Genomic DNA, 12,729 nt, shown 5'->3' on the forward strand with positions numbered 1-12,729 from the left:
GCAGACCCCGTCTCAAGAGAGCGGCGCAATCACAATCGGCAAAACGGGCGGCTCCGGCTCCATTGGCGAAAAGGTGGGGCGGACGTGAATCAGCGGCGGCTTGATCAGCGGCGCAACAGGGCGGGGCTGCTCATCCTTACCGTTGCCGCCTCCCACGCCGGTAAAGCAGATCGTCGGGTCTTCAGGAAAATAGCAGATTGGCAGCACCACACCACCTAAGTCTGCCGCAGTGCCAGGATTCGGCTGCACCTCGGTCGCGGGGGTGGTGGGAACTTCTGCGGCACTGGCCCGCTGGGCAAACCACCCGCCCAACACGCCGAAGATCATCGTACCAACTGTCAACGTGATGATGGTCCAATCAAAAATGGAATGCTCAAATTCGGGAACCGGAGACAGCGGAAAGGCGACATTACGAATAGCATTCCGAATAAACTTGGGAACTCGTGCAGGCGGATGTGTGGGAGCGAATGTAGCAGTCATGGTGAGTGTCCTCTTCTGGATTGGTTAGGGGGGACGTGCAATCAGATCGGAACAGGTTCAGGAGTCAAGCGCGATCGCCCTAATGTTTAGTTTTGCGATTTCGTTTTACGCGCTGCCTTGATGCTTATTAGCCTACCGAGATGAGCCTGAGAAGTCACTACGCCTTCGCGCCGACTCATCGGTCAAAACTGGACGCGGCGAGTGCGGCTTTGTGATCTAGCAGTTGCGCTTTTGTGCAACCCGTCGTGATTTTGAATTTTGGATTGACGATTTTAGATTGCTAATCCAGAGCTTGACAAAGCTTGCGGCGATCGCGTCTATGGCGCTGTATGAGAAACTTATCACTATCTTGCAGTGTTTTGCTTTACTTGTATTTTGCTTTACTTAATTCACAGAATTAACAGAGATTAGCCACCGCTAAATTGGCGATTCAGACCTGGAGGGCAGATCTAGACGCTTTACCCAGCCCCGCATTAGCTCGACGGCGTAGGTATAGCGCCCATTCGTGTTCACAACAATGCCGCGTTTTTGTAATGCCGAGAGAATTGACTGGAGAGTCGATACACTCAGATCAGTTTTGTCTGAAAGCTCTGAGATAGAGAGTGGGCGATCGCCCAAACAGCGCAATACCTGGGATTGACCAACTGGTTGACTGTTTTCTGCCTGTTGCCAAATTCCCATGAAATAAGCGTCACTGTCTCGATAAAAACTGGCAGAATGGACGACTCTCTCTAGATCCTGAAGCGTCAATCTTTTATCCCGCGAAACGCCCTGTTCAAATACTACCCGATTAAAGTAAGTGACTAACGTATGTCCTAGAAGCTGCACAAGATAGGGTTGTCCGCTGGTAAGGGCGAAGATCTGCTGAACAGCTGCTGGATCATATTCCAACTCAAAATCAAGCGAGGGTTGTGTAACAAGTTGCCGCACTGCGGAAAACGACAGCAGCCCAACTGGTATAGCCATTACACTGCTGAATAGAGGGCACCAATAGTCTTGCCGCATCTCATCTAAAGTATGCAGCCCAGCAAAGACCATGACAAACCACGGATAGGATTGGATCAGCCCTCTCCAAAAAGCAACTAACCGTTGTTCTATAACATGAGTTTCAATGAGATGTTCTAGCAATTCAAATTCATCCACTGTGATAATGAATCGTCTGCTAGCACGAACAGCATCGAGACGCTTGAGGAATCGCAAGAAGGATTGATATGGATTGTGCTGAGTGAACTGGGCAAGCTGAGGCTCCTGAACCGTATCAGGCAATGGCTGAGGAAGGCTATCGTACATCTCAATAGCCAGCGCGTAGAGCAATTCATGAGTGCTATTGACAATGCCCATGACCTGCAAATTGAAGTCAACAATGACAGCGCGATCGCCCAAAATAGCTTTCAAATTATGCAAAATTGATGATTTCCCCATGCGTCGCTGCCCATACAACACAACCGAGGGGACTTGCTGACCAGGCAACCAGAGTTCTTCAAACCGACGCATAATATCCTCACGACCGACAAAGACACTTCCCGTAACTGGGTTGCCAATGACATAAGGATTGGCAATGGGCTGAATCGGTTGAGCATTACCAATTTCCCCACTAGCAACGCAGACAAGGTGCTGCCAGTGATGAATTACCTGGCGCAGGATAACGCGCTCAGGCGTAATAACCCATGCCTCCAGACCTTCTTCCAGCAATTTGAGCGCATTAGCTGCTCGCAGGAGAGCCGACTGCTGACTGACTCGACTGGTTGATCCAGAGGTGTGCAAGTCAGTCGCAATTGCTTGCAGTTGATGAAGACGCTCTGCAACAGGTGGGTTGAGCGCATTGTCTACAGAAGGAAGCGGGAGGCTTGCGTCTGAAACGATCTTTACGAGGGATGAAAGGCGATCGCCCCTGAGGAACATATCAATCGCGTCAAAAAACTGACCAACGTCTGCACCGCCAGGATAGGAGGCAAGCTGAGCTGCGATCGCCCGGGCTTCGGCAAGCTGCTGGGATGAAAGCTTTTGTTGCGATATGTCTGCTGTTTGCAACTGAAATAAAAGCCTTGCCCATTCGGTCACAGGAGTCTGTTTCCTGTCTCGAAAGCGACGAGTTAACTGATAGACCAGGTGTTCAAACAGACGGCTACTGGGATCTACAGCACAGTTGACCCAACGATTGTGTAGCTCCCCCAAGAGGACGTGATTAATCGCTGGAAGATGCCGCCAACCAGCATGACTAATGGGCGAGAAAATATAAGCATCGCTGGCTGGAAGAGTTAGTAAGGAATGCAGTGCGTGCAGTGGTGCGGGGTGTTGGCTAAGATATCGCTTGAGTACAGACTGGGCAACCCAACGCTGAAATGGATTGCGGGCTAGATAACAAAGCTGCATCATGCCGCTGTAGAAATCTTGCTGGATTTGCCGAAAAAGTCGCCGTTGCAGACCTGGAATGTAGATAATTAACAGTTCGTCCCACTCGGCAGGGTGACGGTTTTGAGGACAGCATCCCGCCCATATTAGCTCCATCACGTAGAACGGCAAACGCAAGGAGCAAGAGACGGCGATCGCCCCCGTCAGCAGACCAACAGCCGGAGTGGACGAAAACCCAACCGCAACTCCCACCGCCGCTGAAATAATAACGCTGCTAAAAATCCCCTTTACCAGACTAACCGCAGCCCCGCCAGTCGCGATTGCCACCAACCCAAACACAAATCCAAACAAAATTCCGGTTTGCTCAGCCGCGAGATCAACGGCTGACGACGCACTGACTAGCACACTAAATACGATGCTAACGACCAAGCTGCCTGTGCTTCCTAACGCCAGCCCAACAATGTTTCCAGCAAAACCGCCAATGGTGATGCCAACAATAACTCCAATCGCCAGCCCAAAAGATAATGCAAAGGTTGCAATAATATCTGACTGCGTATCTGCATTGGGCCACGGCAGACTTTGCGAAAGCCCAAGGACAACACAAAATAAAATACTATTCATAATGCCGCTGGCAACACCGACCACTGTACCCGCTACTAACCCTCTGGCAATGCTGACAGCCGTTCCAAAAACGCCTAGAAATAAGATAAGAAATAGGGTTCCAATAGATGCTCCGGCGATCGCCCCGTCAATTCCCCACACAACATCAATCGAGTGGTGCAAATACCAACCTGCCAACCCCATTAATGGCAACCCTAACCCAAGCCCAAAGCACAAGCTGAGGATAGGAACCATACAGTATAGATTTCGATAGGGTGGAAGTTGGAGCGTGCGAAGAATAGGCTGAAGCCCTGGCTCAGTCCTATAGATTGCCGGATCAATTTGATAAAAATATTCTTTCAAACGAGTGGGATGGCAATAGACCCAGTCCAACAGCCAGAGATAGTGTCGCCCTTGCAACAAGCTCAGGCAGCGACTCTGCCTCGAAGCCCAGAACCCCTGCGAATCTTGCGAATCTATAGAAAACTGTGGCATTGTGATCGATTCATACGTCCGACAACTGACGATATAAATCTGCCGCGCTTTCTTGCAACCGAGCAGGATGCCCCCCGCTCTGGGCAATGAGCTGGTGGATTTGGGCAGATGTAAACTGGATTGGGTTATTTTGTAAACGGTGCATGATAAAAGATTGGGCGATCGCAGGCGAAAATGGTTCTACTTGAATCGTCTGGCAAATGCCTGCTAGGGGCGAGGTTTGCTCTGGCGAATCGGGAAACAACTGGCTCAGGGGCAAGCGACTGGCGGTGACGAGCGTCAGCGGAGCATTTGCGCCATCTGCCAGCCCCCGCAGTTCCGTCCGCTCGCGCCCGCTAAAGTCGTCGGAATGGCTCATGCGCTCTACCTCATCCAGACACAGAATATGATGCGTATCTTTCAGCTTGCGACGCAGCGCATAGCCCCGGCAAGGCGGCTCGATTCCTAGTTCCTGACACAGCGCTTCAAAAAATTCAGCTTCATCTCGAATCGACTGCATATTGATCTGCACAAAAGCGTCAGGCGGTAGCTGAAGCGTTGCCGGGCCGCGGGCACAGATTATCGCCAGCAAAGAAGACTTTCCTATCCGCGACTCGCCCACCAGCGACACACTAGCCCCTTGCTGCAACGCTTCAAAGACCTGCCTGAGAATCTCATCTCGGTCAAAGAATCGAGAAGGGTCGGTAATACGGCCGCGATCGCCAAATGGATTAGCAGGTAAGTTAACTGCCTTTTTTTGAAGGGATGAGTCTGGGGAGAGAGCCGCTTGAGCAGGTTCGGGCAGGTGATGCCCCATTCGCTCCGACAAACGCACCAGCGCCATCTGAAAGGTAGACTTTTGAACCTTTACACCATCTCCAAGCGCCTGAGAAAAACATTTCCACAGCCGCGAACCTGCATCTTTCACCGTCTTAAAAGCCCAGCCGTCTGTCATTTGCTCGTAGCTTTTGCCCTTAAACGACTCTTGCAGCACATAGCGCTCCAAATCGCTCAGCGGTCGTTTCAATTCTTGCCGAACAACAGCATCCGCAACCCTGATCAACTCATCCAGATCCATAGGTTCACACCACGCAGTGTATCGCCGGACTCGGTACGTTTAGTCGATTTTTCAAAACTATACGGCTTTCCACGACTTTTTGCGGCTTATTCCGACCTCGTTATTTTGCAGTCACGACTTTATCGCCCTGACAGCCTCCCTTCCTTACCGCACAATTCAACACGAACAGCAGTTAGCAGGGCGATCGCGCATCACTCGTCCCATAAGCAAACCTATTGAGGCAACATGCAAAGAAATACAGCAGCAGTCCTGCCACTAAACACGGCAGAGGATCGTTTTCTGCTGGGCGACCCAGAAAATAACCTGTTAGAAGTCGGCGTTGGAGATATTGATGGTTTCACCCTCGAAGGAATGACCGCTGCTGATTTTCTCGTCTTCACTTCAAAACTGCTGGATTCGGCAAGCGGCTGAGTGTGACTGAGCTTACGAGAAAGCGCCACGCAGCCCCAAAAGCAGTTCACTCAATTTCTGGAATTAATAACATGAATGTTGAAACTTCAGCTTCTGGAACCTATTTGGGAAGCAATCTAAAAGATTTTCAGCCTGGTGTTGATGCGTTTCTAGAAAAATTGCAAACTGCAATTGATACCATTGTCCTTGCAAATAGTCTGCCGCTGATCGGCAATCATCTCAAGGAGACGAGCGACCCGGCAGCAAAATTTCTAACCACGCTTCGAGACGAGATTCGAGAAAAGTTTGCCCAGGGCACTGGAGAACCTGTAACTTCTGCTTTTATTCAGCAGAAACTCTACGAGGCGCTAGATGAAACTGGATGGCTTCAGGATCTGGATGGAGATGGCGATGTTGATAAGCAGGATGTCCAGGTTAGCGAGAGCAGCGATAATCTCAGCATTAACTTGAAATTGGGGCGATCGCTCGAATTACTCACATTACCCGTTAATTTTAATCTGGGGTTGCCGGGACTGGGTTTAGAGGTCGAAGGCGATGTCAAAACTCAGCTAGGCTTCTCTCTGGATGTGGGTTTTGGCATCAATGCAACTGATGGGTTTTATGTAAATACCAAAGACCCAGACGAGCTAACCATTACGCTGGATGCCACGATCCCCGACATGAAGGCCGAAGCAGGAGTTCTTGGCTTTCTCAAAGTAGCAGTTACCGATGAGGATGCAGACGATAATCCCGACAATGCAGGGCAAGACGCAGACGGTGATGGAAATATACCCACAAAATTCAGCGGAAAGTTCACGATTGATCTCAAAGATGCCGACGATCAGTTAACAACAACAGAGCTTGAAGTTGTTAACCCAAAGGATTTAATTGACTGGAAACTGGGCGGCGCTGCCAATGTTAATCTCACGCTGAAAACCGATCTGGGCACGAAGTTTTTGCCGTCTATCAGCACGGACTTTAATCTGCAATGGAACTTTGGCGACCCGATTGTAGATCCAGCCTCATCTAAAAGCTTAGTGCTGGCTCAAAATACCGGCTTGCTGGGCGATCGCCCCACTATCAGCTTTGATAACGTCAAACTTGATCTCGGCTCTTTTCTAGACTTTCTGGAACCCATCTTTCAGAGAGTAGAGGCGATCGTTAATGCATTTCCCATCGGGCCGATCGTTAACGTTCTTCAGAAACGATTGCCCATCATTGATGACTTCGGTCGCAGCTTTTTAGATCTCAACAAAGATGGCAGAGTCAGCCTGAGAGATATTATCGAACTTTTTCCATTGGGCGATGCCAAGCCTGTCTTCGATTTCATTGATGCGGTCATTCAGATCAAAAACATTGTGGATAAGGTTGGTGACCTGATTGATTTGGGAGACATCCCGATTGATTTTGGCAGCTATACGTTAGATCCTAATTTTGATCCGCGCAGCCCTGATTTCACCCTCGATCAAGCAACCGCAATTCTCAATGGTGGCGTAGAGGCGATCGCCACTCAGCTAGAAAAACTTGCTGAGAGCGGAAATACAGATGCACAGAAAACCCAGAGCTTTTTCAAAGCAGAGATTGGAAATACAACTGGGCTAGATATTCTTCTGCTTGATGAACCAGGTCAGGTGATTAATCTCCTGCTAAATAAGCAAGTCGATTTGATTCGGTATGACATTCCTAGACTTGGCTTTTCTGCTGAGTTCGCCCAATATTTCCCAATCTTAGGCCCGCTCGGCGCAAAAATTGAAGGATTGCTGGGCGGTTCCATTGATTTAGATGTCGGGTTCGACACAAGAGGACTCATTCAATTTGGACAGGCTGGACACAACGACCCCGAAAAAATCGCCAATGGTTTCTACATTGCAACTAGACCAAATCCTAATGCGCCAGGAGGCTATGACCCGATCGCCAGCCTGGATGCAAGCCTTGCTGCTTATGCCGCATTGAGCGTTTTTATCTTTGAAGCCGGAGTGGGCGGAGGTATCCTGGGAGAACTGGATATTTTTCTCAATGACGGTGCAAATAAAGATGGTAAAGCTCACGTTGATGAACTTGGTTCATCCTGCCTTTTTGATCCAATCACGGGCAAGCTTTCAGCATTTCTCGATGCATTTATAAAGATTGGATTTGGCATTTTTAGCTTTAAGAAACGATTCAATATTGCTAAAGTCATGCTGCTCAGCTTCGAGACAGGATGCAGCGACAAGGAGGAACTAGCTAAAGGTTTGGCAACTGAGCTTTCACCGGGCATTCTGGTGCTAAATATTGGCGATAGAGCGAGGAATCGAGGTGAAATTGATGGACAGAAACCCACTGACGTTGCAGAGTTTTATACGATTCAGCTTCCGCAAGATCCGGCGACAGGAAATGTTGAGATCAGCGCTTTTGGCTTAGTCAAGCAGTGGCAAAATATCACCCAAATTCAAGGAAATGGCGGCAAAGAAGATGACGTAATTGTGGTTGCAGATGGTGTGCTTCTGCCTGCTCTTTTGAAGGGTGAAGACGGGAATGACCAGCTCTATGGCGGCGACGGGAACGATGTGCTGGAGGGAGGCGATGGAGAAGACGTTCTAATGGGTGGCGCAGGCGACGACACGCTGCGGGGCGGTAAAGATGATGATTATTTTCTGGGCGGCGCGGGTGCAGATGAAATCGACGGAGGGAAGAATGGCTCTGATCAGGTCAGCTATCGAGAATCCCTGGTCGGTGTGCGCTTTTCCCCCGATTTGACCAGGCCCAAGCAAAAGGCGTTTATCGGCTCCGGCGGAGACGCAGAGGGCGATCGCCTGATCGATATCGAGTACATCGAAGGCTCCAATGGGGACGATATTTTACTTGGTGATGACGATGAAAACACGCTGGAAGGGCTGAACGGAAATGACTCGCTCTCCGGGGGCAAGGGCAAAGATTTTCTGGTGGGCGGCGCGGGCAGCGACACGCTCGATGGCGGCGCAGACGAAGACAGTACCAGCTACATTCCTTCGCCAGCCGCAGTGTTTATCAATCTAAAAACTGGCGTTGCTTTTGGTGGCGATGCAGAGGGCGATCGCCTGATTAGCATCGAATCCGTCCAGGGATCGGCCTATAACGACATCATTTTCGGAAACGATGAGAACAATCATCTGGCGGGACTTGTCGGCGACGATCGCCTTTATGGGGGCGATGGAGACGACTCGCTAGAGGGCGACAACGCAGGACTGAGCGGCAATTTGGGAGACGACTGGCTGCTCGGTGGTAAAGGTGCAGACACGCTCAATGGCGGCGGCTATGTCAATGAATCACCAGGACAGGATTGGGCTTCTTATCTTACTTCTGCGGCGGGGGTGGATGTCAGCTTGATCCGGGGTACAGGTAAGGGCGGGGACGCAGCAGGCGATCAACTCGATTTTGCTGGGCGTATTACGCGATCAGAAGATCCCAATAAAGCGCCAAAAGTTGAACCCATAGAAGGCTACAGCACGATTGAAAATCTGGAAGGCTCATCCCACAATGACACGCTAGAAGGGGATCTAGCAGGCAACATCCTCAAAGGACTGGGAGGCAACGACAGACTGAATGGCGGTGGCAACAACGATACCCTGTTTGGGGGCGCAGGCGCAGATACCTTTGAGGGCGGCAGGGGTCTGGATTGGGTCGATTACAGCGACTCTCCAGATTATGTCATCGTCAGTTTGCTAGCAGGCATCGGCTTCAACGCAGACGCGACCGGCGACGTGTTTGAGAAAGATGATCGAGCGATCGCCACCGTCGAGAACATTCGCGGCACCCAGTTCGCCGATTCCCTAACAGGTGATGCAGGCGATAACGAAATTGATCCAGGACTAAGCAGCGGCAAGATTGACGCGGTATCCGGAGTCTCAGGCAACGATGTCTTGGTCGTAGACTATTCCATCAACGATGTGGGGACTGGCATCACAGGCGGGTTTCAGGGTGCTACTAGTGGCTTCTTGTTTCGCAACACGGCTGACAATGCAAGAACGCTGGATGCGATCGCCTTCGATACTATCAGCCGTCTGCGGCTCACGGGCACGATTAAAAACGACAGCGTTCGCGGTGGACTGGGCAACGACATTCTGGTTCTGGGCGCTGGAAACGACACAGCAGATGGCAGCAGCGGCAGCGATTTCCTGCGAGGAAATGAGGGCAATGATCTGCTGATTGGTGGGCCGGGCGGAGATGTCTTGGACGGTGGAGAAGGGTGGGATATTGCCAGTTATCGCACTTCTACATTTTCCGTCCGCATTGATTTGAATCATTCTCCTTTACAGGGCTTTGCAGATCTCAGTGTTGATCCGGTCGGAGATGTTTTAATCTCGATCGAGCAGATTGAAGGCTCACAATTTGATGACATTCTAATTGGAAATGCCGAAGCAAATTATTTAGACGGTGCAACCGGAAATGATTTGCTGGATGGCGGCATAGGAGCCGACACACTCAATGGCGGAGAAGGGATAGATGCCGCTGTCTACGTTACTTCTGCGGCAGCAGTAAACATTAGCTTGAAGAACAAAATTGCCAGCGGAGGAAGCGCCGAAGGCGATGTTCTAATTAACATTGAAAATCTTCTAGGTTCTATCTATAACGACACGCTGGAAGGAGACAACCAGGCAAACAAAATTGGTGGAGATATTGGAGATGATGTCATCCGAGGCAATGACGGAGAGGATGATTTATCTGGATTTCTTGGAAATGACTTAATCTTCGGCGGCACATCCAAGGACACCCTGCAAGGTGACGAGGGAAATGACACGCTCAGCGGAGACGACGGCAACGATCTAATTCAAGGAAATGAAGGCAGTGACATTCTAAATGGAGGGCAGGGAAATGACACGCTTTTTGGCGACATTTCTTATAGCGGCAATGTAAATCTACAGGCAAACATTGATTTCCTCACGGGTGGAACTGGATCTGATGAGTTTTGGTTAGGCTTCGAGCCTATAAGAACTACTACAGGAACCGCTCCTCGCGATTTCTATAATGTCGCTGGCGATAAAGATTATGGGCTGATTACGGACTTTAATCCGGGTGAAGGAGATCGGATTCTGATATCTGGTTGTGTTAAGTCTTATCAGTTTGAAGCTGTCTCTGGCAACTTACCCACTGGTATTGGAATTTACATCAATTACCTCAATAACACTAGAGAGTTAATTGGAATTGTCCAGGGTATTGCTGATGTCAATGCAATTAAAGGCGCTACGACTTTTCTATCGAAATGCGAAGGAGTACTGATTTAGGGATGAGCATTTCGCCACTTAGTTTTTGGTAAAAATCTATGGAAAACAATCAGGCGATCGCCTTCAAGATCACTCAGAATAATGATGTTGAAATCCTCAAAACAGCATTGCTAGGCGACACAAAAAGACTCAGCAACTTTAGCATCAAGCTCACGGGCAATGCCAACGCATCTGGCACCTTTCAGAACGATCCATTTGACTTGAAATCTGGTATCGTCCTCAGCACAGGCAACGTGAAAAACCTGGCAACCAAGAATATCGCAGACGGCGGCTTTTCCCCCGGAACCAGCATCCCGCTGAGATTCACCAAACTACCGGGCAGACCTGCCGAGGCCTCAGGAACTGACGTATTCTATGCCGATCTATCAAAGATTGGTTTTGATATTAACTCCATTTTGTTTGCTGATAGCGGCAGTTTCTTTGGAGGTTCAACGGGGCCCTTTAGCGGCTTTGATTTAGACTCTATAAAACTTAGCAATATAAAACTTGAGTCAGCCGAAGCAGTTAATTCGATTCCAGGGCTGAATGTATTTGATTTTACACCTGCTGGCACTGTGCTTGCTCCTGGAAGTCAGCGACCTCCTGGCAATGTAGAGATTGCTCCTGAATTAAGGGGTGTTTTGAATGGCAATACTGATAATTCGATCGCCACGCTAGAGAGATTTGATTCAATAGGAACTATAGACCAGTTGGTTGGATCTATGAGTTTAGGTGATAATGGAAAAATTGGCTTTAATCTTACTCAAACACTCTCGACAATCAACAGACCACTATATCTATATGTTGGGGAGTCGGGTCGAGGAGAAAACAGCGAAGGCGAATCACCTGATGGATTGATTTCCGTATCGAATCGGTTCATTAATGAATTGAATGATTTGAGTACGGACTTTGGGTTTGCAGGAGCCACAAACGACACCATCCGAATCGAGATCGAGTTTGACGCGGATGATACCGCAGAGTTTCTGTATTTTGAGTATGTGTTTGGTTCTGAAGAATTTGTCGAGTTTGCGGGGAGTCAGTTCAATGATTCATTTAGCCTGACGCTGAATGGGTTTAATTTTGCTCGGCTCAGCAATGGCGACAACGTTTCGATCAATAACCTGGCCTTTGGGCCCTATGGCGCTTACCACCCTGATTTTGTTCGGAATGAGGCATTGACCGGCCCGCTTAGCAATCAAACCAGTCTGGATGGTTATACAAAGCCGCTTACCTTTGTGGGGCTGATTGAACCTGGCGCCAGGAACACGTTGGTCATTGAGCTAAAGGATGTGCGCGACGGATTATTAGACTCTGCGGTATTTCTAAAAGGGGGAACGCTGGGAACGGTCAACCCAGGGGATATCCAGCGAGAAGACGGTGCGGGCGGTTCTAAAACTATCGAGATAGATGAGGGCGATCGCCTTGTCATTATCGACAATTTTGGCGGCATCGGTCGCGGAACGAATCCTACGGCAGAGGCGATCGCCGAGCTAGACACACTGAAATTTAAGGGCGATCGCTTCACGGCTAAAAATCTGTTGCTAACCCAAAACAATCAAGACCTGGAAATCACGTTTGAAGGTTCTGAGACAAAAGTAATTCTCAAAAACTTTTCGCTGGAAAATCTGGATAACCTCACAAAGAAGACGGGTGGAACCGTTGACCTTGGAAATATTTTGTTTGACGGACAGGATCAGATTCAGGATAGCTTTGATGTATTCAATTCTGAATGGAACTTTGACCAGGTATTAAACTCAAACTCTGTCACGTTTCTCAATGCGTTGAACAATACGGTTCGAGGTTTCGATAATTCCAATGACGTAATTCATGGACAGGCAGGCAATGATATTTTGTTGGGATTGGGTGGTGACGATATTTTGCGAGGCGGTGCAGGAAATGATATCTTGAGGGGCGGCTCTGGCGTTAATATTTTGGTTGGCAATGGGGGCGCTGACATCTTCGGTCTATCCAGAGATGGAACTGCGATTGTAAAAGATTTTGATTTGAATCAGGATTTGATCGACTTGCGTATCAGCAATCTGCTGCCCAATGACTTAAAAATTGAGCAAGGCACAGGCGCAGCTGGTTGACTGACAAAACTAGTCGGGGGCATAGCTGTAGGTGTGTATTTTGAAC

Annotated in this window: 6 protein-coding genes; 3 read left to right on the plus strand and 3 right to left on the minus strand. The window is 49.2% G+C overall.

The window, feature by feature from the left end; translation table 11 throughout:
- Positions 1-12: 12 nt before the first annotated feature.
- The 3 genes from IGS16_RS22160 to IGS16_RS22170 all read right to left on the minus strand — a co-directional run bounded on the left by IGS16_RS22160 (position 13) and on the right by IGS16_RS22170 (position 4,984).
- Positions 13-480, minus strand: a complete 468-nt coding sequence (locus tag IGS16_RS22160) for a hypothetical protein (RefSeq protein WP_297089249.1) — start codon at positions 478-480, stop codon at positions 13-15.
- Positions 481-897: 417 nt separating this feature from the next.
- A complete protein-coding gene (locus IGS16_RS22165; RefSeq protein ID WP_297089251.1) occupies positions 898-3,795 on the minus strand; it encodes a helix-turn-helix domain-containing protein in 2,898 nt (965 codons plus the stop codon).
- A gap of 142 nt (positions 3,796-3,937) precedes the next feature.
- Positions 3,938-4,984: a hypothetical protein gene (locus tag IGS16_RS22170; RefSeq protein ID WP_297089253.1), complete on the minus strand. Its 1,047-nt coding sequence runs from the start codon at positions 4,982-4,984 to the stop codon at positions 3,938-3,940.
- A 225-nt stretch (positions 4,985-5,209) separates the two neighbouring features.
- On the opposite strand from IGS16_RS22170, the gene IGS16_RS22175 reads away from it, so the two are divergent.
- The 3 genes from IGS16_RS22175 (at position 5,210) to IGS16_RS22185 (ending at position 12,683) form a co-directional block, all read left to right on the plus strand.
- Complete coding sequence (locus IGS16_RS22175; RefSeq protein WP_297089255.1) at positions 5,210-5,395, plus strand: hypothetical protein; 186 nt, start codon at positions 5,210-5,212, stop codon at positions 5,393-5,395.
- Positions 5,396-5,466: 71 nt separating this feature from the next.
- Positions 5,467-10,614: a calcium-binding protein gene (locus tag IGS16_RS22180; RefSeq protein WP_297089257.1), complete on the plus strand. Its 5,148-nt coding sequence runs from the start codon at positions 5,467-5,469 to the stop codon at positions 10,612-10,614.
- A gap of 38 nt (positions 10,615-10,652) precedes the next feature.
- Entirely contained in the window at positions 10,653-12,683 is a 2,031-nt protein-coding gene (locus tag IGS16_RS22185; RefSeq protein WP_297089259.1) for a choice-of-anchor L domain-containing protein, read from the plus strand.
- Positions 12,684-12,729: the final 46 nt, after the last annotated feature.

Origin of the sequence: Thermoleptolyngbya sp. C42_A2020_037 (assembly GCF_015272455.1) — a bacterium.
Classification (GTDB): domain Bacteria; phylum Cyanobacteriota; class Cyanobacteriia; order Elainellales; family Elainellaceae; genus Thermoleptolyngbya.

What these genes read in the sequence shown, in the direction of transcription:
- IGS16_RS22170 (WP_297089253.1), bottom strand. Translation starts at nt 4,984, where the DNA reads ATGGATCTGGATGAGTTGATCAGGGTTGCGGATGCTGTTGTTCGGCAA.
- IGS16_RS22175 (WP_297089255.1), top strand. Translation starts at nt 5,210, where the DNA reads ATGCAAAGAAATACAGCAGCAGTCCTGCCACTAAACACGGCAGAGGAT.
- IGS16_RS22180 (WP_297089257.1), top strand. Translation starts at nt 5,467, where the DNA reads ATGAATGTTGAAACTTCAGCTTCTGGAACCTATTTGGGAAGCAATCTA.
- IGS16_RS22185 (WP_297089259.1), top strand. Translation starts at nt 10,653, where the DNA reads ATGGAAAACAATCAGGCGATCGCCTTCAAGATCACTCAGAATAATGAT.
- IGS16_RS22160 (WP_297089249.1), bottom strand. Translation starts at nt 480, where the DNA reads ATGACTGCTACATTCGCTCCCACACATCCGCCTGCACGAGTTCCCAAG.